This window comes from Rhizorhabdus sp. P4_G5 (assembly GCF_056401065.1).
In genome coordinates, this window is the sequence record NZ_JBFUKB010000002.1 from 274462 (window position 1) to 292813 (window position 18352).

Annotated in this window: 20 protein-coding genes; 7 read left to right on the forward strand and 13 right to left on the reverse strand. The window is 65.1% G+C overall.

Features of this window, described 5'->3' with window-relative positions; translation table 11 throughout:
* Nucleotides 1–9: 9 nt before the first annotated feature.
* Together dnaJ and dnaK are read right to left on the reverse strand one after the other, a co-directional pair.
* Nucleotides 10–1137: a molecular chaperone DnaJ gene (gene dnaJ / locus AC1DQK_RS03630; RefSeq protein ID WP_477867489.1), complete on the reverse strand. Its 1128-nt coding sequence runs from the start codon at nucleotides 1135–1137 to the stop codon at nucleotides 10–12.
* A 76-nt stretch (nucleotides 1138–1213) separates the two neighbouring features.
* Nucleotides 1214–3109 carry a molecular chaperone DnaK gene (gene dnaK, locus AC1DQK_RS03635; protein WP_477867491.1) on the reverse strand — a complete coding sequence of 632 codons (1896 nt, stop codon included), beginning with the start codon at nucleotides 3107–3109 and terminating at the stop codon, nucleotides 1214–1216.
* Nucleotides 3110–3271: 162 nt separating this feature from the next.
* On the opposite strand from dnaK, the gene AC1DQK_RS03640 reads away from it, so the two are divergent.
* Nucleotides 3272–3733 carry a copper chaperone PCu(A)C gene (locus AC1DQK_RS03640; protein WP_477867493.1) on the forward strand — a complete coding sequence of 154 codons (462 nt, stop codon included), beginning with the start codon at nucleotides 3272–3274 and terminating at the stop codon, nucleotides 3731–3733.
* Nucleotides 3733–4668: a sulfotransferase family protein gene (locus tag AC1DQK_RS03645; protein WP_477867495.1), complete on the forward strand. Its 936-nt coding sequence runs from the start codon at nucleotides 3733–3735 to the stop codon at nucleotides 4666–4668. Before AC1DQK_RS03640 ends, AC1DQK_RS03645 begins: the two co-directional genes overlap by 1 nt.
* Nucleotides 4669–4701: 33 nt before the next feature.
* On the opposite strand, the gene grpE is transcribed toward AC1DQK_RS03645, so the two are convergent.
* Nucleotides 4702–5238, reverse strand: coding sequence for a nucleotide exchange factor GrpE (grpE, locus tag AC1DQK_RS03650; RefSeq protein ID WP_477867497.1), 537 nt, complete (start codon nucleotides 5236–5238; stop codon nucleotides 4702–4704).
* Between the two features lie 128 nt (nucleotides 5239–5366).
* Here grpE and AC1DQK_RS03655 point away from each other — a divergent pair, with 128 nt between their 5' ends.
* From AC1DQK_RS03655 to AC1DQK_RS03670, 4 genes are read left to right on the forward strand one after another with little or no spacing between them, the layout of a single operon-like run.
* Nucleotides 5367–6476 (forward strand): 8-amino-7-oxononanoate synthase, encoded by a 1110-nt coding sequence (locus AC1DQK_RS03655; protein ID WP_477867499.1) that lies wholly within the window; start codon nucleotides 5367–5369, stop codon nucleotides 6474–6476.
* Nucleotides 6473–7102, forward strand: coding sequence for a dethiobiotin synthase (gene bioD / locus AC1DQK_RS03660; RefSeq protein WP_477867501.1), 630 nt, complete (start codon nucleotides 6473–6475; stop codon nucleotides 7100–7102). The genes AC1DQK_RS03655 and bioD overlap by 4 nt, the downstream gene beginning before the upstream one ends.
* Nucleotides 7099–8349 carry an adenosylmethionine--8-amino-7-oxononanoate transaminase gene (locus AC1DQK_RS03665; protein ID WP_477867503.1) on the forward strand — a complete coding sequence of 417 codons (1251 nt, stop codon included), beginning with the start codon at nucleotides 7099–7101 and terminating at the stop codon, nucleotides 8347–8349. The genes bioD and AC1DQK_RS03665 overlap by 4 nt, the downstream gene beginning before the upstream one ends.
* Nucleotides 8346–8480, forward strand: coding sequence for a hypothetical protein (locus AC1DQK_RS03670; RefSeq protein WP_477867505.1), 135 nt, complete (start codon nucleotides 8346–8348; stop codon nucleotides 8478–8480). Before AC1DQK_RS03665 ends, AC1DQK_RS03670 begins: the two co-directional genes overlap by 4 nt.
* Here AC1DQK_RS03670 and AC1DQK_RS03675 read toward each other — a convergent pair.
* Entirely contained in the window at nucleotides 8419–9240 is an 822-nt protein-coding gene (locus AC1DQK_RS03675; RefSeq protein WP_477867507.1) for a class I SAM-dependent methyltransferase, read from the reverse strand. The two genes, AC1DQK_RS03670 and AC1DQK_RS03675, sit on opposite strands and share 62 nt — an antisense overlap.
* Nucleotides 9241–9410: 170 nt before the next feature.
* On the opposite strand from AC1DQK_RS03675, the gene AC1DQK_RS03680 reads away from it, so the two are divergent.
* The gene (locus tag AC1DQK_RS03680) at nucleotides 9411–10283 is read left to right on the forward strand and encodes a hypothetical protein (RefSeq protein ID WP_477867509.1); all 873 of its coding nucleotides are present in this window, start codon (nucleotides 9411–9413) and stop codon (nucleotides 10281–10283) included.
* 111 nt (nucleotides 10284–10394) lie between these two features.
* Here AC1DQK_RS03680 and AC1DQK_RS03685 read toward each other — a convergent pair whose 3' ends face one another.
* The 9 genes from AC1DQK_RS03685 to flgF form a co-directional block, all read right to left on the reverse strand.
* Nucleotides 10395–11402, reverse strand: a complete 1008-nt coding sequence (locus tag AC1DQK_RS03685) for a flagellar motor protein MotB (RefSeq protein WP_477867511.1) — start codon at nucleotides 11400–11402, stop codon at nucleotides 10395–10397.
* Nucleotides 11403–11432: 30 nt separating this feature from the next.
* Nucleotides 11433–12296, reverse strand: coding sequence for a flagellar motor stator protein MotA (motA, locus tag AC1DQK_RS03690; RefSeq protein WP_477867513.1), 864 nt, complete (start codon nucleotides 12294–12296; stop codon nucleotides 11433–11435).
* A gap of 116 nt (nucleotides 12297–12412) precedes the next feature.
* Complete coding sequence (locus AC1DQK_RS03695) at nucleotides 12413–13270, reverse strand: flagellin (RefSeq protein WP_477867515.1); 858 nt, start codon at nucleotides 13268–13270, stop codon at nucleotides 12413–12415.
* A gap of 12 nt (nucleotides 13271–13282) precedes the next feature.
* Nucleotides 13283–14638, reverse strand: a complete 1356-nt coding sequence (gene flgK / locus AC1DQK_RS03700) for a flagellar hook-associated protein FlgK (RefSeq protein WP_477867517.1) — start codon at nucleotides 14636–14638, stop codon at nucleotides 13283–13285.
* Entirely contained in the window at nucleotides 14635–14982 is a 348-nt protein-coding gene (locus AC1DQK_RS03705; RefSeq protein ID WP_477867519.1) for a rod-binding protein, read from the reverse strand. Before AC1DQK_RS03705 ends, flgK begins: the two co-directional genes overlap by 4 nt.
* Nucleotides 14979–16082 (reverse strand): flagellar basal body P-ring protein FlgI, encoded by a 1104-nt coding sequence (locus tag AC1DQK_RS03710; protein WP_477867521.1) that lies wholly within the window; start codon nucleotides 16080–16082, stop codon nucleotides 14979–14981. Before AC1DQK_RS03710 ends, AC1DQK_RS03705 begins: the two co-directional genes overlap by 4 nt.
* 26 nt (nucleotides 16083–16108) lie before the next feature.
* A complete protein-coding gene (locus tag AC1DQK_RS03715) occupies nucleotides 16109–16810 on the reverse strand; it encodes a flagellar basal body L-ring protein FlgH (RefSeq protein ID WP_477867523.1) in 702 nt (233 codons plus the stop codon).
* Nucleotides 16791–17579: a flagellar basal-body rod protein FlgG gene (flgG, locus tag AC1DQK_RS03720; RefSeq protein WP_477867524.1), complete on the reverse strand. Its 789-nt coding sequence runs from the start codon at nucleotides 17577–17579 to the stop codon at nucleotides 16791–16793. The genes AC1DQK_RS03715 and flgG overlap by 20 nt, the downstream gene beginning before the upstream one ends.
* Nucleotides 17580–17599: 20 nt before the next feature.
* Nucleotides 17600–18343: a flagellar basal-body rod protein FlgF gene (gene flgF / locus AC1DQK_RS03725; RefSeq protein WP_477867526.1), complete on the reverse strand. Its 744-nt coding sequence runs from the start codon at nucleotides 18341–18343 to the stop codon at nucleotides 17600–17602.
* Between the last annotated feature and the right edge of the window lie 9 nt (nucleotides 18344–18352).

An 18352-nucleotide genomic window follows, 5' to 3' on the forward strand; every position in this document is an offset into this window, starting at 1 on the left:
GTTGACGCGCTACTCGGTCAGGTCTTCCCACATGCCTTTCAGGCGCGCGAAAAAGCCGCTCGACTGCGGGCTCTCCTCGCCTGTCTCGGTCGCACGGAACTCCTCGAGCAATTCCTTCTGCCGCGCGGTCAAACGGGTCGGGGTCTCGACATCGATCTGGATGACGAGGTCGCCATGACCACGGCCATTGAGCACCGGCATGCCGGCGCCGCGCTGGCGGATCTGCTTGCCCGACTGAATGCCGGCAGGGATGCGGATTTCGTGGCGTACCCTGTCGAGGCCGGGCACCTCGATCATGCCGCCCAGCGCCGCCGTGGTGAAGCTGATCGGCGCACGCGCGAACAGCGTGGTGCCGTCGCGTTCGAACAGGGCATGATCGGCCAGGTGCAGGAAGATGTAGAGATCGCCTGGCGGGCCGCCCCGCGCGCCAGCCTCGCCTTCGCCGGTGAGGCGAATGCGGGTTCCCTCGTCTACACCCGGCGGAATCCGCACGTCGAGCGTCTTGGTCTTCTCGACCCGCCCCTCGCCGCGGCACGCATCGCAGGGATCGGAAATGACTTCGCCAGCGCCGTGGCACGCCGGACAGGCCCGCTCGACCACGAAGAAGCCCTGTTGCGCGCGCACCTTGCCATGCCCGCCGCAGGTCTTGCAGGTCTGCGCGCCGGTCCCTGGCTTGGCGCCAGAACCGTCGCACTTCTCGCATTGTGCCGCGACATCGACCGTGACAGAGGCCTGCTTGCCGGCATAGGCGTCTTCGAGCGTAATCTCGAGATCGTAGCGCAGATCGGCGCCACGCCGGACGCTCGAGCGGCCCCCGCCGCCGCGTCCGCCACCCATGAACTCACCGAAGATGTTGTCGAAGATGTCGGAAAAGCCTTCGAAGCCTCCGCCGCGCTGACCGCCTCCATTCTCGAATGCCGCCTTGCCGAACCGGTCATAGGCGGCGCGCTTCTGCGGATCCTTCAGGCAGTCATAGGCTTCGCTGATCGCCTTGAACTTGGCCTCGGCCTCGGCCGAGCCCGGATTGCGATCGGGATGATATTGCATGGCCAGCCGGCGGTAGGCCGACTTGAGCACCTTGTCGTCGGCAGTGCGCTCGCACTCCAGCAGCTCATAATAGTCGATGTCAGTAGCCATCACGCCCCCGCACGATGCTAACCGGCCCCGTCGCGCGCAGCAACGGGGCCGGGTGGTGCATCACGCCCTACCTGCCTTACTTCTTGTCGTCGACTTCCGAGAATTCGGCATCAACGACATCGTCATCCTTCGGCGCCTCATCGGGCGAAGGCGAGGCGGCAGCGGCCTGCTCGCGCTCGTAGATCGCCTGACCAAGCTTCATCGCGACCTGCGCTAGTGCCTGGGCCTTCTCGGTCATGGCACCCGGCTCGCCGGCTTCGACCGCCGTCTTGGCTTCGGCGATCGCGGCCTCGATCTCGGACTTGAGGCTCGCATCGACCTTGTCGCCATGCTCCTGCAGCTGGCGCTCCGTGGAATGGATCAGGCTCTCGGCGTTGTTCTTCGCCTCGGCCGCCTCGCGACGCTTCTTGTCCTCCTCGGCGAACTGCTCGGCGTCGCGGACCATCTGATCGATATCGGCATCGGTCAGACCGCCCGACGCCTGGATCTTGATCTGCTGCTCCTTGCCGGTGCCCTTGTCCTTGGCATGGACGTTGACGATACCGTTGGCGTCGATGTCGAAGGTAACCTCGATCTGCGGCACGCCGCGCGGCGCCGGCGGAATTCCGATCAGGTCGAACTGGCCGAGCATCTTGTTGTCGGCGGCCATTTCACGCTCGCCCTGGAAGACGCGGATCGTGACGGCGTTCTGGTTATCGTCGGCCGTCGAATAGGTCTGCGACTTCTTGGTCGGGATCGTCGTGTTGCGATCGATCATCCGGGTGAACACGCCACCCAGCGTCTCGATGCCCAGCGACAGCGGGGTCACGTCGAGCAGCAGCACGTCCTTGACGTCGCCCTGCAGCACGCCGGCCTGGATCGCGGCACCCATCGCGACAACCTCATCGGGGTTGACGCCAGTGTGCGGCTCCTTGCCGAAGAAGCTCTTCACGATCTCGCGAACCCGCGGCATGCGGGTCATGCCGCCGACGAGGACAACCTCGTCGATGTCGCCGGCCTTCATGCCGGCATCGGCGAGCGCCTTCTTCACCGGATCGATCGAGCGCTGGATCAGCGGCTCGACCAGCCGCTCCAGATCGGAGCGCGTGATCGACTTCACCAGGTGCTTCGGACCGGTCGCATCGGCCGTGATGAACGGCAGATTGACCTCTGTCGTCTGCGCCGAGGAGAGCTCGATCTTCGCCTTCTCGGCAGCTTCCTTGAGCCGCTGCAGGGCGAGGCGATCCTTGGTCAGGTCGATGCCCTCGGCCTTCTGGAAGTCCGCCGCCAGGAACTCGACGAGCTTGGCGTCGAAATCCTCACCACCGAGGAAGGTGTCGCCGTTGGTCGACTTGACCTCGAACACGCCGTCGCCGATCTCGAGGATCGAGATGTCGAAGGTGCCGCCGCCGAGATCGTAGACCGCGATCGTCTTGCCGTCATTCTTCTCGAGACCATAGGACAGCGCAGCCGCCGTCGGCTCGTTGATGATGCGCAGCACTTCGAGGCCCGCGATCTTGCCGGCATCCTTGGTCGCCTGGCGCTGGGCGTCGTTGAAATAGGCTGGAACCGTGATGACCGCCTGCGTCACCGTCTCGCCGAGATAGCTCTCAGCGGTTTCCTTCATCTTCTGCAGCGTGAACGCCGAAATCTGCGACGGCGAATAATCTTCGCCACCCGCCTTCACCCACGCGTCGCCATTCGGCCCCTTGACGATATGATAGGGCACCAGCTCGGTGTCCTTCTTCGTGATCGGGTCGTCGAAGCGGCGGCCGATCAGGCGCTTCACGGCAAAGATCGTGTTGTCGGGATTTGTGACCGCCTGGCGCTTAGCCGGCTGGCCGATGAGCCGCTCGCCGTCCTTGGCGAACGCGACGATCGAAGGCGTCGTGCGCGCGCCTTCCGCATTTTCGATCACCTTGGGCTTGCCGCCTTCCATCACTGCGACGCAGCTGTTGGTGGTGCCCAGATCGATACCGATTACCTTAGCCATTCCAGTCCTTTCAAACCCCCAAGAGGCGATCCCGTCCATGCCCCCAGATGACGAGGCGAGCATGTGGCCGATCGCGTTGAACGGGGGCGATATAGGTGGGGATTCGATTGCTGCAAGACGCAACTGGCCCTAATTGCCCTGCAGTTCGTCACGGAGTCATCGATGCGTCGCTTCCTTGCCACTATCATCACTCTCGCTGCCCTTGCCGCCTGCCATCCGAAAGGTGGCGAAAAGCCGGTGGTGAAAGACGCCTGGATTCGCCTGGCAGCGGTGCAGGGCCGGCCTGCCGCCGGCTATTTCACGCTTTTGGGCGCGCGCGCAGACGATCGGCTGCTGAGGATCGACAGCGCCGTCGTCGACAGGATAGAGTTGCATGAGAGTGGCATGAACGGGGGCATGACGACGATGCGGCCAATGACGGACGTGCCTTTGCCCGCGGGTGCGACCGTCGAATTCGCGCCGAACGGCAGTCATGCGATGCTCTTCGGGGTGGACCCCCGGATAACGCCCGGCACGGCGATCCCGATGCTGTTCACCTTTAAGAGCGGCGCCAGGATCGAGGTCGAGGCCAAGACGGTCCCGGCCGGCGGCGAGAGTGGCGACATGGCCGGCATGCAGCATTGATGGCCGGGTCGCCGCAGCGCTTCTCGCCGGTCTTCCTGGTTGCCGCGCCACAGTCGGGCGCTGCGACGCTGCGGCACATGCTGACGCATCATCCCGATATCGCCTTCGCCCCCGCTTTCGACTTCCTCGGCGACGCGATCAGCCCGGACGGGCGCTTCCTGAAGCGTGATTCCTTCCTGCGAATGCTCGAGTATAACATGGCCTATAAGCGGCTGGGCCTGAGCATACCGCCCGCCACATCGTTCGTCGGCATCGCGCATTCGCTGCTCGACCAGGTCGCGGCGACGAAGCCGGGAGCCGCGGTCGTTGGCGTCACCCTTCATTCTCATTTCGACCGGATGCTGTGGCTATGGCCCGACGCGCGCTTCATCCACCTGGTCCGGGACGGCCGCGATGTCGCCTATGCCAATGTGGTCGAGCACAGGGCCGGCAATCTGTGGCATGGAATCGAGGACTGGGTGGAAGCCGAGATCCTTTGGGATCGCATGTCACACAAGCTTCCGCCGGAACGGCAGTTCACCGTCAAATATGAAGCCCTCGCCGGCGAGCCCGAATATGAACTGCGGCGCCTGTGCGACTATCTCGGCCTCCCGTTCCTCCCGGCGATGCTCGAACAAGCCGGCAAGCCGGCGCGCGAGGATCTCGGCCGGTGGCGCAAGTCGGATGTCCGCGAGCTCTCGTCGGCTGAGCACCGCGCCGCACGCTGGTTGCTCCAGAACGGCTATTTCCTCAGCGGAACGGTGCGGGCGCCGTCGATCTTGCGCCGCGCCGGGCTCAGCCTGACCAACAGCCTGGCCATAGCGAACCACCAGCGCAGGATGCTGGGCACCGGCAGTTGGCTGAAGGGCAGCTATGTCGCCAGGTTTGGCAGCAGAAAGGCGAAGGCGCGGCTGAAGCGCCGACAGGCCGAACTCCTGTCCCACGACCAGGATTGAATCCATCGACGCGACAGGAGAGGTTCGACGGACCTATTCCGGCGTCTTGGCCACGCCTACCAGCGCCGGCCGCAGCAGCCGGTCCTTGATCATATAGCCGGCCTGCATTTCCTGGATGACAGTGCCCGGCTCCGCTTCCGCGTGCGGCAGTTCGATCATCGCCTGATGTCGGTTGGGATCGAGCTTTGCGCCCACCGCTTCGATCTTGGTGATGCCGTTGCGCTGGAAGACGTTGTCGAGTTCCTTGACGGTCATCTCGATGCCGGTGAGCATCGGCTTGATGCGCTCGTCGTCGCGCAGTTCCGCCGGAATCGCCTGCAGCGCACGGCCGAGATTATCGGCCACCGACAGGACATCGCGGGCGAAGCCGGTAGCGGCATAGGCCGATGCATCGGCCTTTTCCTTCTCAAGGCGACGGCGGACATTCTGGGTTTCCGCCTGCGCGTAGAGCACCTCGTTGCGGAGTTTCTCAAGCTCGCTCTCCAGGCGCGCAAGCGGGTTATCGCTGTCGGGCTGCTCCTCGGCCAGTGAGGTTTCAACGTCGTTTTCGCCGATATTTTCTTCGCTCATGCCATCTTCCGGTTCGTTGCGCAGGCCACGCCCGCCTTCGTTCGCGGGCTGATATAGTCAAACGAAGCCAATCGACCAGAGGTACCGTGCAAATTGCATCGCCGTTCGGCATTCCCTAGGGGAGCAGCATGTCGATCCTCGACGCTCATCGTGAGGCCCTGAGCCTTCTGGCGCACCGCTCGCGCCGCCGCTCGCTGATCCCGCGGCGGGGGCATGACTTCGCGTCCAACGACTATCTCGGCCTCGCCAACGCGCCCGACCTGCGTCACGCGGTGGCCGAGGCGCTCGACCGTGGCGTCGCAATCGGCGCGGGTGGATCCCGGCTGCTGAGGGGCAACGATCCCGAGCACGAAGCGCTTGAAGCCGAAGCGGCGGCCTTCTTCGGGAGCGAGACGGCCTTGTTCTTCTCGACGGGCTTTGCGGCCAACAGTGCGATCTTCTCGACCCTGCCGGCGGGACGAGACCTGATCGTGCACGATGCGCTGATCCATGCGAGCGCGCATGAGGGGATGCGCCTCGGCCGCGCCACCGCGGTTCCGGCGGCGCACAACGACGTCGACGCCTATGCCGACGCGATCAGCGCCTGGCGGGCAGACGGCAACAAAGGCCGCGTCTGGATCGCCGTCGAAAGCCTGTACAGCATGGACGGCGACATCGCTCCGCTCGAGGCGCTAGCCGAACTGGCCGAACGCGAGCAGGCCTTCATGGTCATCGACGAAGCTCACGCCACCGGGGTGTTCGGCGACAACGGCCGCGGTCTTGCCGATGCGCTCGACGGCCGTGAATATGTCGTGACGCTCAGGACCTGCGGCAAGGCGCTTGGCTGCGAAGGGGCTCTGGTCTGCTTGCCGCGCGTACTGTCCGACACGCTCGTCAACAAGGCGCGCGGCTTCATCTTTTCGACGGCCCCGTCGCCGCTTTCAGCGGCAGCGGTGCGGGCGAGCCTGCAGTTGATCCGGACGCAACCCGAGCGGCGGGAACGGCTGGCGCGGCTGGTCGCTTTTGCCGGGACCCGTCTGCCCGGCCAAGGATCGCAGATCATCCCGGTCATCCTCGGCGAGGATGCGCGAACGATGACGGTCGCAGCCGCGCTGCAGGAACGCGGCTTCGATGTCCGCGGCATCCGTCCGCCCACCGTACCGGCCGGCACCGCCCGGCTGCGCGTCTCACTGACCCTCAATGTCGACGAGTCGATGGTCGCCGCCCTCGCCGATGCCATTGCCGAGTTGTCCGCATGACCCAGGCGATCGTCGTCACCGCCACCGACACCGATGTGGGCAAGACGGTCTTCGCCGCCGGGCTGACGCGTGCGATCGATGGCTGCTACTGGAAGCCGGTGCAGGCCGGCCTCGAAGGCGGCACCGACAGCGAAACGGTCCGCCGCCTGTCCGGCATGCCGGCGAGCCGCATTTTCCCCGAGGCCTATCGGCTGGTGACTCCCGCTTCTCCGCATCTTGCCGCGGCGATCGACAATGTCGTCATCGAACCTGCCATCCTCGAACCGCCAAGCTGCGACCGTCGGCTGGTAATCGAGGGCGCGGGCGGGCTGCTGGTCCCGCTGACCGGCGGGCTGCTGTTCGCCGATATCTTCGCGCGCTGGCGGTTCGAGACGGTGGTCGTCGCGCGCACCACGCTCGGCACGATCAACCACAGCCTGCTGACGATCGAGGCGCTGCGCGCGCGCGACATCCCGATCCTTGGCATCGCCTTCGTCGGCGACGCCAACGAGGAAAGCGAACGCACTATTGCCGCCATCGGCGGAATCAGGCGGCTCGGCCGCCTGCCGCGGCTCGACCCGCTTCATGCCGCCAGCCTTGCCCAGGCGTTCGCGGATGCCTTCGATCTCCAGGATTTCACGCCATGAGTTCGCCCGTCTGGCACCCCTTCACCCAGCATGGCCTGGGCGAAGACATCCCGCTGATCGATCGCGCCGAGGGTGCAGCGCTCTACGGCGCCGACGGACGCCGCTATGTCGATGCGATCTCCTCCTGGTGGGTGACGACGCACGGCCATTGCCACCCCCGGATAATGGCCGCGATCCGCGAGCAGGCCGGAAAGCTCGACCAGCTGATCTTCGCGGGCTGGACGCATGCGCCGGCCGAGACGCTGGCGCGTGGGCTGGTCGACATCACCCCAGCCCCGCTTCGGCATGCCTTCTTCTCCGACAGCGGCTCGACCAGCGTCGAGGTCGCGCTGAAGATGGCGCTCGGCACCTGGCTCAATCGCGGCGAGCCCCGTCACAAGATCGCGGTGATGGCGCACAGCTATCATGGCGATACCATCGGCACGATGTCGGTAGGCGAGCGCGGCGTGTATAACCGCGCCTATGCGCCGCTGCTGTTCGACGTCGCCAAGCTGCCTTTCCCCCGCGGCGACGGCGAGACGACCATCGCCGCGCTCGAAAACCTCTGCGCGCAGGACCCACCCGCGGCTCTGATCGTCGAACCGCTGATCCTGGGCGCAGGCGGCATGCTGATCTACCCGCCGCATGTCCTGAAGGCGCTGCGCGACGTCTGCGCCCGCGAAGGCGTGCTGTTCATCGCGGACGAAGTGATGACCGGCTGGGGCCGCACCGGCACGCTCTTCGCCTGTGATCAGGCGGGGATCTCACCCGACATCATGTGCCTGTCGAAAGGACTGACCGGCGGCGCCATACCCCTGGCCGTGACACTCGCCACGAAGGAGATATTCGACGCCCATCTGTCGGATGACCGGGCGCGGATGTTCTTCCACTCGTCGAGCTACACCGCCAACCCGATCGCCTGCGCCGCCGCCAACGCCAATCTCGCGATCTGGCGAGACGAGCCGGTGCGCCAGCAGGTGCTCGAACTGGGCGTGCGCCAGCAGCACCGTCTCGACCGGCTCGATCATCCGGCGATGGTCGGCAAGCGCCGACTCGGCACTATTGTCGCGATGGAGTTCGTCGACCCCTATGGCGATTACCTCTCCGCGATGGGGCCGCTTCTCGGCAAATTCTTCCGCCAGCGCGGCCTCCTGCTGCGGCCGATGGGCAACACCGTCTATGTCATGCCGCCCTATTGCATCGACGATGAAGACCTCGACGCGATCTACGAGGCGATCCTGCTGGCCGCGCATGAGCTGAGCGCATGAAGAAACAGATCGTCGCCGCCATCCTGCTGCTCGTCCTGCTGCTGCCGATGTTCGCCGGCATCCGGCGGATCAAGAATCTGCCGCGCCGCCGTCGCGACGAGGATCGGCAGCCGCCCGGCGACGGCGCGTGAAGGTGTGACCGCTCGACGCCTTCTGCGATCGGACCCCAACCAGCGTGCCCTTGCTGCCGGCATGCCGCAGCCGGAAATCGAAGTCGGGCCAGCGGACGCTCCATCGCCGGGCAACGACGCGTTCTCCTGGCCGTGCCGCGTCGTCCAGCATCACACAGCCACCGGGCGCGATATCATCGAATAACGCCTCGGCCGCCCCTCGGACATATGGGTGGATGGTCCATGGCGGTCCGTCGATCAGCAGCAGATCTATAGGCCGGTCGACCGGCTCATGATCGTACCACAAACCCGGCCACCCGCCCGGCGAAGGGCCAAGTGGGACCGCGCGAACATCAGCGTCGACGCCGTAGCTCTTGAGCCAGGACCTCGTCTCGGCAGCGAAGTCGGGGTTCTGGTCGAAACTGACGAGGCGGCCCCCACCGTGCAGCATGAGCGCTCGCGCAGCAACCAGTGTGGACGCACCGGCGCCGAACTCCACCACGACCCGCGGCCGCGCATTCTGGATGTGATCCACGATCAGATGAAGAAAGCCGGCGTCGGCTTTCCAGCTGCCGAGATGCGGCAGCGCATCCTCTGGCAGGTCGAGCCGCGCGCACAGCTGGGTCCGCCGTGCCATGGTCCCTCCCGACAGGCTTTTCAGCAGCCACGGCCACCCGATCGCGCCAAAAGCGAGGATGTGGAGCCAATCCGACAGGGATCGCCGGGCGGCCGTGGCAGCCAGGGCGCTCGTGATCGGCAGCAGTGGCGTGAGATCCCGCAACGCTTCACTCCTCCAGAGGTCGGATCGGAAACCATCGGCTCCGCAAAAAGGAGCCATCGCGGCAGCGGGCTCCGGCCCGCGCCCGGAACGCGCCGCCGCTCCCCCGGTGCCCATAACGGTTCCTTAACCATGATCAGCGATAATTAAGGGGTGTTAACAGGATCCGCCGCATGACCTGGCCAAGCTTCGGCAGCCGCATCGAGCGTGACGTCAACGGCGTCCGCGGTGCGATCAGCCGTGCCGCGCAGAGAGTCGGCGTCGATTTCTCCTATCTGCTCAATCAGGCCAAGTCGGAAAGCGGGCTCAATCCGAACGCGCAGGCACAATCGAGCTCGGCGGGCGGCCTGTTCCAGTTCATCGACCAAAGCTGGCTCGGTGCCGTCAAGATGTATGGGGCGAAGCATGGCCTCGGCTGGGCTGCCGACGCGATCAGCCGGCGCAGCGATGGCAGCTGGAAAGTCGATGGCTCCGTCCGCGACCAGGTGATGGCCCTCAAGAACCAGCCGGACGCCTCCGCATTGATGGCAGCCGAGTTCGCCAGCGACAATGCCCAAGGGCTGCAGGCTTCGCTCGGCCGCCAGCCGCGCTCCGCCGATCTCTATTTCGCGCATTTCCTGGGGCTGGAGGGCGCCACGAAATTCCTGAAGGCGGCCGACGCGCGGCCGGATGCGTCAGCCGCCTCGCTGTTTCCGCGCGAGGCGCGCGCCAATCGGACGATCTTCTACGACCAGAGCGGCAGCGCCCGTTCGCTGAGCCAGGTCTATGCGCTGATGGCGAAGAAGATCGATGACAATGGCGCGCCCATGCAGCCGACGACCGGCAGCGATGCCCTGTCATCGGATCGGATGCGCCTCGCTTATGCGCGCGAGGTCTTCGAAGGCGACGGCAAGGCTGCGCCGGGAACGGGCGAGATGCTGGCCATGATGGGCGCCACCGATCGCCTGAACCTGCTCAAGCCCAATCCGGGCAACGCACGGCTCGCCTATATGCTGCTCGCCTCCGACGGCGACGGCTCGATCAGCGACAATCCGCTCGAGGGCTGAGTCCTCCACATGCGTCGTCCCCGACAGGAGTCGGGGTTTCATCAAGGCTTCGCGACATCAACTCCGCCCTTGGCAATCGAGGCCCCAATCTCCGCCGGCGTCACGGCGAAATCAGGGTTTTTTCGCAACCATCATCTGCGCCCTCGCGGCGTCAGGCATCGCGGTCGGATCGTTCGGCCCCGCGGACGCCATCAGGTCGACCGGCTTGCGCGCAGGCCCTGCGGCATCTGGCGCCTCCCCTCCACTGCCATCCGACCACGCCAGCGTGATCGACATGCGGCGGTTGCGTGGATCATAGGGGTTCTCTGGAACATAGGGCTCGCGGTCGGCGACGCCTTCGATCCGCGCGAAGCGGCTGTTCGGCACGCCGAAGTCGGACAGTGCCCGGCGCGTGGCCTCTGCGCGCGCCGCGGACAGCGTCCAGTTGTTGACGGTCCGCCCCTTCGCATAGGGCATGGCATCGGTGTGGCCCCGCACGATCACCGCATTGTCGGCGAGATCGGACACCTCGGCTACCTGCTTCATCAGCGCGGCAGCGGCCGGCAGCAGCTGGTCGGTGCCCGATTTGAACATCGCGAAATCGGCCTGGTCGACCAGATCGATCCGCAGCCCTTCACGGGTTTCCATGAAACGGACATTCTTGGCCATAGCCGCGAGGCTGGGCGTGGCCGCCATTTTCTGCTGGAGCATCAGCTTGAGCTTCTGGAAAGCGGCGCGATCCTTGGCGCGGACCGAGGCTCCGCCCTCCTTCTCGCCGCCCGATGCATCCTTGGGGATGGTGATCGACTTGGAGCCGGTCTGGGACGCGCGGTGCGGGTAATTATCCTTGTCGATGATCGACTCGCCGCCGAAGATGCCGTTGGCGCCCGCGCTCTTTTCCTTGAGCTGCACCATCGTCGGCGTGAAATAGTCCGCGATGCCCTTGCGCTGCTTCTCGTTGGTCGCGCCTAGGATCCACATCAGCAGGAAGAACGCCATCATCGCGGTGACGAAGTCGGCATAGGCCACCTTCCAGGCGCCGCCATGATGGCCGCCATGCCCCTCCGCGATAATCTTCTTGATGATTATCGGCCGGGGCTCCGGCTCGTTCTTGCCGCGCTTGGAAGGCGATTGCGCCATGGGTCGAGCGTTCCTTCGGAAGCCTGGAACTTAGCGGCCGCGCATGCCGTCGAAGACGTCGGCGAAGGCGGGCTGGTTCGAATGGGTGATGCCCGAGCGCGCAGCCTCGATCACCAGCGGCAGCGGGTGACCGTGGAGCGAGGCGATGATGATCTGCTTGACCACGCCGTAGATGGCGGCGTCGGCCTCGATGACCTGGCGGCAGCGCTGCGCGAAGGGCGAGACGATGCCATAAGCGAGCAAAATGCCGAGAAAGGTGCCGACCAGCGCCGAGCCGATCATGGCGCCCAATATCGCCGGCGGCTTGTCGATCGAACCCATTGTCTTCACCACGCCCAGCACTGCCGCGACGATGCCCAGCGCCGGCAGCGCGTCGGCCAGGCCCTGCATCATGTCGGCCGGCTTGATCTCGTCATGGTGATGGGTCTTGAGAGCGTTATCCATCACATCCTCCACGGCCATAGGATCGAGCGTGCCGGAGGAGATGACGACGAGGCGCAGCGTATCGGTGATCATGTGGATCAGCGTGCTGTCCTTGAGCAGCTTGGGATATTCGGAGAACAGCGTCGACGCCTTGGGATCCTCGATATGCGGTTCGAGCGCCACGGGACCTTCGGTGCGGAGCTTCTTCATCAGCGTAGAGACGAGGAAGATGACGTCGAGATAGTCTTTCTTGTTATATTTCGGTCCCTTGAACACCTTGCTGAAGCCGCCGCCGAAGGCCTTCAGCTCCTTCATCGAATTGCCCGCGACGATCGCGCCGACCGCCGCTCCGCCAATGATCAGCATCTCATGGGGAATCGCGTGAAGAACTGGTTCCAGGTCACCGCCGGTAATGGCGAAGCCGCCGAACACCATGGCGAGGAGGATGACGAGGCCAATGCCTGCAAACATGAACGCTAACTCCCACGCAAATACCGTTTGAGGTCAGCGCTCAGAACCGGCGCCTTTCCCCATCGACGTTAACGGCAGGATAAGCAGGAGCTTTATCCAGAAGCCGTGAGACTGTCTTAACTCAGAAGATCAAACAAAGTGTTGCGATTGACCTTCGCGAACGCCTGTTGCGCGGCCTGAAGGCTCAACGTCTTGGCATTGAGCCTCATCACGGTCGCGGCGACATCGGTATCTTCGAGCGAACTGCGCTCTTCGGCGAGCTGGGTGACGACGGCCTCCATCGTATCGGTGGCGGTATCGAGCTGGGCCGCCCGCACGCCCTGCGCCGCGCGTTCGTCCGTGACGTGCCTGACGGCGATGTCGATGTCGCTCAGGCTGACATCGGCCAGCGCACGGCGTGTCGCCACGTCGTCGGTGGAGATTGCGTCAATCGCAGCGCCGATCGACGAGTCCAGCGTCCCGGTGCCATGCACGAACGGGATGCCGTCGAACACGTCGGAGCGCTGTGCCGTGGCGGCAAGACGCTGCGTCGCCGACGTCGAGATCAGTAGGGGCGAATCGATCGGAAACAGCGACTGACCGGTGGGCGTGGTCGATGTCTGGATACTCGCAAGGGACGACCGCAGCGAGGTAAGCTCCTGGGTGATCGCCGCCCGGTCGGCGGGCGAGGCCGACTCGGTCGCGCCGGCGAGCGTCAGTTCCTTCACCCGGTTGAAGATATCGGCGACATTGGTCATCGCTGTGTCGACTTCCGCGGCCACCGACTTGGCGGTCTCGATGTTGCGCGACCATACTGTCTGGTCGGCCTGCGCGCGGCGGATTTCGGTGATTCGCGCGGCGGCAATCGGGTCGTCCGAAGGCTTGTCGATGCGCTTGCCGGTCGAGATGTCCGACTGCGCACGCGCGATCTCCGCGCCGAGCTTGGACTGCCGGTTTATTTCCGCGATCGCGCGATATCGGGTTGCGGTGATCACCAGCCAGTCCTTTTATCTAAAGAGATTCATGATTTCCTGGAGCGTATCGCGCGCGACCTGGATGATCCGCGCGGAGCCACTATAGGCTTGCTGGAAGCGCAGCAGTTGCGCCGCCTCGACGTCGAGGTCGACACCGGTCACCTCGTCGAGCGCCTGCAATGCTCCGTCGCGCTGGCTCGCCGTCGCCGATTGCTCGGCTTTCGCGGCCGCGACGCTCTGGGCATGGGTCGACACCAACAGCGCCCATTTCGCTTCCGGACCGGACGAAGTGCGATAGCCTTTGAGCGCCAGCGCATTGCCGTTGGCGACGCCTGCAACCGAAGCCGCCGCGATCTTCGCCCCGTCGGTCGTGGCCACGGCGAGGCCCGCCGCAGTCGTTCCGCTGACCAGCGCCGCGCCGGCCGTGCCGTTGCCGTCGACGCCCGCCTGATTCCATGTGTTTATGACGCTCGCAAAGGTCGCCGCCGTCGCATCGAGCGCCTCGCGGCGCGACGCGATCGTGTTGGATACGTCCACATAGCCGGCCAGCGAGCCCGACTGCGGCGTGATGATGGCCTGCGGCTGCAGTCCCGATGCGACCAGCGAAAGCCTGCCGTCATTGGCCTGCACCAGGCCGACGAAGGAAGCGTTTGGTCTCTCCGAATCGACGAGCTTCGTGACGCTGTCGCCAAGGATCCTGACCTCGGCGCGCCCGTCATTCTCGAGCCGGACCTCGACGCCCACGGCATCCGAGATGCTTTTCAGCACGGCATCGCGCTGATCCTGCAGCAGCGCCTGACCGGCCGAGCCGGGACTGGCCCGCCGCAGGCCGACATTGATCTGGGCGAGCTGTTTGAGATCGGCGTTGAGCTTGTTGACAGAGTTCTCGGCGGACGTGGCAACGCCGTCGGCGGCGGATTTCAGCGCGCCGGCAGTGCTATTGAACTGGTTGGTCGCGTCACCCAACGCGGTCAGCATCGTGCGGCGATTGGTGTCACTGCTCACATCGGCGCTGAGTGCCTCGGCCGAGGTGAACACGCTGGCCATCTTCACGCCCAGTCCAACGTCCGAATCATCGAGCGCGCCCTCGGCCGTGTCCAGCCAGGTCGCCTTCACATCGGACCGGGACGCCTCGGAATTGGCAAAGCGCGAATAGGCGCTGCGATAATTGTCGAACACGCGCTGGACGCTGTTCACATTGACCCCGCCGAACACGGCCGACGAACGATAGCGAAAATCGTTCGACGTCGAGACCGCCGACTCCTTCAGCGTGACCGTGCGACGCGTATAGCCTTCGGTTTCGGCGTTGGAGACATTCTCGCCGACCGTCGACAGCGCCGCGCGATACGCGACGACGCCCGACCGGCCGATATTGAGAAGGTCGGTCATTTGCCGGTCCCGTCAGGCTTCGCAGCGCTATCGGCTGCAGCGGCGGACACCGCGGGCGTCTTCGATACGCGTGCCTGGAACTGCTTGACCAGCAGGTCGGCGATGCCGATCGCTCCCTTCCCCGCCATCTGGTCGGCGAAGTTCGAGTCCTGCATTTCGCGGAACTGATCGGTCGCATCGCTGCCGAACAGATCGTCGTCGCTCAGCTTCGCATCACGCATCGACTTGAGCATCTGGCGCGTGAATACCGCCTCGAACTGCTTCGCGGCGGCCTTCAGCTGCTCGAGCTCGCTGGCCTTGGGATCGGCGAGCGCGCCGGTCTTGATGGAAACGCTGCCGATCATAGCACTACCAGCTCCGCCTTCATCGCGCCCGCCTGCTTGAGCGCTTCGAGAATGGCGACCAGATCGGCCGGCGAAGCGCCGATCGCGTTGACCGCCTTGACGATCTCGGCGAGCGAGGCCCCGGGCTGGAATTCGAACATCGGGCGCGCTTCCTGGTCGACCTTGATCGCGCTGTTCTGCTGAACCGCGGTTCTGCCCTGCGAGAAGGGATTAGGCTGGACGACCTGCGGCTTCTCGTCGACCTGTACGGTCATCTTGCCATGGGTGACGGCAACCGGCGCGATGCGGACGGCGCCGTTGATCACGACGGTCCCGGTGCGCGCGTTGACGACGACCCGCGCCGGTGCATCGGCGGTGTCGACCTCGACATTTTCGATGCGGCTCATCAGCGCGGTGCGATATTCCGCGCCTTGCGCGGCATCGATAGTGATTGTGGTGGCGTCGATCGATCGAGCGATATTCTGGCCGATCTTGCCGTTGATCGCGGCGGCAACGCGCTGCGAGGTGGTGAGATCGCCGTCCGAGAGATCGAAGCGAAGCTGCGGCGAATTGGCGAAACCGGCGTCGACGCTGCGCTCAACGGTCGCCCCGCCGGGTATGCGGCCGGCGGTCGGCACGTTGATGGTGAGCTTCGACCCGTCGGCGGCGTCGATGCCGAGACCGCCTACCGCGAGATTGCCCTGCGCCATCGCATATATTTGTCCGTCGGCGCCCTGCAGGGGCGCCATGATCAAGGTGCCGCCACGCAGCGACTTGGCCTTGCCCAGCGCGGAAATGGTGACATCCAGCCGCTGGCCCGGCTTGGCGAAGGCGGGCAATTCGGCGGTCAGCATCACCGCGGCCGCGTTCTTCAGCGCGGGATTGACCCCGGCTGGAAGCTGCAGGCCGAAGCGCGACGCGACGCCCTTCATGCCGAGCGTCGAATAATCCAGGCTGTCGTCGCCGGTGCCGGCGAGGCCCACGACGATGCCATAGCCGGTCAGCTGGTTGGCGCGGAGTCCCTGGAAGGTGCCGATGTCCTTGATGCGCTCCGCATGGCCGACGCCAGACAGCGCAAAGCCCGAAAAGCAGACCAGGAAGGTGATCAACGCGCGATACATGAACGGCTTATCCTCGAAATCTTTAATCAGAATGGACTCAAGATGGAAAAGAAACGGTTAAGCCATCCCTGCCGCGAGCCGCGCGCGATCTCGCCCTTGCCCGAATAGGTAATCCTGGCATCGGCGACGCGGGTCGAGGCGACACGGTTATCGGGGCCAATATCCGCCTGGCGGATCAGGCCGCTGATCGAGATATTTTCATCGCCGCGATTGAGGGTGAGCAGCTTTTCGCCGCGTACCAGCATCGTGCCGTTGGGATAAATTCGCGCGATGGTCACGCTGATCTCGCCGCTGAGCTGGTTCGACTGCGCCGCCCCGCCCTTGCCGGCGAAGGTGCTGCCGCCGCTCGCGCCGATGTCGGTCGGATTGAAGAAGGAGGCCGGGCCCGTCGTCGGCGGCGTCAGGCTGATGTCGCCCGAGCGGTCGGTGGAGGCGCTGTTCGACTTCGATGCCTGGGTGCGCTCGACGAGCGTGATCGTGACGATATCGCCCACCATCGCCGCTCGCGCTCCGTTGGTCAGCGCGGAATAGCCATTGGCCGCCTGGAAGATCGCCCCGTTGGCAACAGGCGGCAGCGGCTCCTGCGAATAGCTCGGCGCATATTCCATGTCGCGCTTGCGCGGCTTCTTGGCGTCGACCGGCTCGGCGCCCAGGCCGATCAGCAACGCGGCGCAAAGGCCGAGCGTCACCAGCGCGCTTGCGTCCGGACTATATGTTCTGGTTGGCATATTGCAGCATCTGGTCGGTGGCCGAGATCATCTTGCTGTTCACTTCATAGGCGCGCTGGGTCTCGATCATGTCGACCAGCTCCTCGACGATGTTGACGTTCGAGGATTCGAGCGCGCCCTGGCGGATGTTGCCAAGGCCGTCGGTGCCGCCGGCGCCGGTCTGCGGCTGCCCCGAGGACGCCGTTTCGGTGAGGATGTTATTGCCCTCGGACTGGAGCCCCGCTGGATTGACGAAGCGCGCGATCTCGATCTTGCCGACTTCGGTCGACTCGGTTGCTCCCGGCATGCTGACGCTGACAGTGCCGTCATTGCCGACCGTGATCTTGTCGGCACCCTGCGGGATCTGGATCTGCGGTTGCAGCTGATAGCCGTCGCTGTTGACGATGTTGCCCTCCGACGAGAGCGTGAAATTGCCGTCGCGCGTATAGCCGGTGCGGCCATCCGGCATCTGGATCTGGAAATAGCCCGCGCCTTCGACCGCCATGTCCAGCGCGTTGTCGGTCGTCTGCAGCGACCCCTGCGTCTCGATCTTGGCGGTACCGTTGATCTGCACGCCGGTGCCGAGGCTGGTCCCGGTCGCGAACTTGGTCGACTCGGAGGAGGCCGCGCCCGGGGCGGTCATCGCCTGATAGGCGAGCGTCTCGAAGCTGGCCCGATCACGCTTGAAGCCAGTCGTGTTGACGTTCGCCAAGTTGTTGGCGATCACCTGCATCCGCATATTCTGGGCGTCGAGGCCCGTCCGCGCGACGTGCAATGCTGCGTTGCTCATCTAAGCTACTCCGTCTTCGGTTAATCGAAGCGCATCAGGTCGGCCGAAGCCTTGTCGATATCCTGCGCGCTGCTCATCATCTTGACCTGCATGTCCCAGTCCCGGCTCGCCTCGATCATGTCGATCAGCGTGGCCGAGGCATTCACGTTCGATCCCTCGATCGCGCCCTGGCGGACGTTCGCCTGCGGGTCGGGCGCCAGCGTGCCGCCGTTGCGCGGGCGGAACAGGCCATCAAGGCCCTTGGCGATGTCGGTGCCATTGGTCGCCACCAGCTTGAGCCGGTCGACCGTCTGGATCTGGCTTGGATCGGCGCCCTGCGGCACGATCGAGATCGTCCCGTCCGGCGCGATCGTCAGCTTGTCATAGGGCGGCAGAGTGATCGGTCCGCCGTCACCGAGGACGGGAAGCCCGTCCCCCGTGGTGAGCAGGCCGCTGTCGCTCAGCTTGAGGTCGCCGCGCCGCGTATAAGCCTCGTCGCCCTCGCGGCTTTGCACCGCCAGCAACGAGTCCTTGCCCTGGATGGCAACATCGAGCGAGCGCCCGGTCTCGCTGACCGTGCCCTCCGACATGTCCGCCGACACCACCTCGCCCGAGTTGGTGGCGCGGGCGTCGAAGCCATCGCCCTTGAGGTACAGCGCCGTGCTCGAGCTCATCTCGCCACGGAAACCCGCAGTGTTGATGTTGGCGAGATTGTTGGCCGTCGTCGTCTGACGCGCCATCGCCGCCCGCATCGCGGATAAGGAGCTGTAGATGAGCTTGTCCATGGCCGGGCT

Bases quoted from the DNA above. Each gene is read 5' to 3' on its own strand.
- dnaJ (WP_477867489.1), bottom strand. From the start codon at position 1,137: ATGGCTACTGACATCGACTATTATGAGCTGCTGGAGTGCGAGCGCACT.
- dnaK (WP_477867491.1), bottom strand. From the start codon at position 3,109: ATGGCTAAGGTAATCGGTATCGATCTGGGCACCACCAACAGCTGCGTC.
- AC1DQK_RS03640 (WP_477867493.1), top strand. From the start codon at position 3,272: ATGCGTCGCTTCCTTGCCACTATCATCACTCTCGCTGCCCTTGCCGCC.
- AC1DQK_RS03645 (WP_477867495.1), top strand. From the start codon at position 3,733: ATGGCCGGGTCGCCGCAGCGCTTCTCGCCGGTCTTCCTGGTTGCCGCG.
- grpE (WP_477867497.1), bottom strand. From the start codon at position 5,238: ATGAGCGAAGAAAATATCGGCGAAAACGACGTTGAAACCTCACTGGCC.
- AC1DQK_RS03655 (WP_477867499.1), top strand. From the start codon at position 5,367: ATGTCGATCCTCGACGCTCATCGTGAGGCCCTGAGCCTTCTGGCGCAC.
- bioD (WP_477867501.1), top strand. From the start codon at position 6,473: ATGACCCAGGCGATCGTCGTCACCGCCACCGACACCGATGTGGGCAAG.
- AC1DQK_RS03665 (WP_477867503.1), top strand. From the start codon at position 7,099: ATGAGTTCGCCCGTCTGGCACCCCTTCACCCAGCATGGCCTGGGCGAA.
- AC1DQK_RS03670 (WP_477867505.1), top strand. From the start codon at position 8,346: ATGAAGAAACAGATCGTCGCCGCCATCCTGCTGCTCGTCCTGCTGCTG.
- AC1DQK_RS03680 (WP_477867509.1), top strand. From the start codon at position 9,411: ATGACCTGGCCAAGCTTCGGCAGCCGCATCGAGCGTGACGTCAACGGC.
- AC1DQK_RS03685 (WP_477867511.1), bottom strand. From the start codon at position 11,402: ATGGCGCAATCGCCTTCCAAGCGCGGCAAGAACGAGCCGGAGCCCCGG.
- motA (WP_477867513.1), bottom strand. From the start codon at position 12,296: ATGTTTGCAGGCATTGGCCTCGTCATCCTCCTCGCCATGGTGTTCGGC.
- flgK (WP_477867517.1), bottom strand. From the start codon at position 14,638: ATGACCGACCTTCTCAATATCGGCCGGTCGGGCGTCGTCGCGTATCGC.
- AC1DQK_RS03705 (WP_477867519.1), bottom strand. From the start codon at position 14,982: ATGATCGGCAGCGTTTCCATCAAGACCGGCGCGCTCGCCGATCCCAAG.
- AC1DQK_RS03710 (WP_477867521.1), bottom strand. From the start codon at position 16,082: ATGTATCGCGCGTTGATCACCTTCCTGGTCTGCTTTTCGGGCTTTGCG.
- AC1DQK_RS03715 (WP_477867523.1), bottom strand. From the start codon at position 16,810: ATGCCAACCAGAACATATAGTCCGGACGCAAGCGCGCTGGTGACGCTC.
- flgG (WP_477867524.1), bottom strand. From the start codon at position 17,579: ATGAGCAACGCAGCATTGCACGTCGCGCGGACGGGCCTCGACGCCCAG.
- flgF (WP_477867526.1), bottom strand. From the start codon at position 18,343: ATGGACAAGCTCATCTACAGCTCCTTATCCGCGATGCGGGCGGCGATG.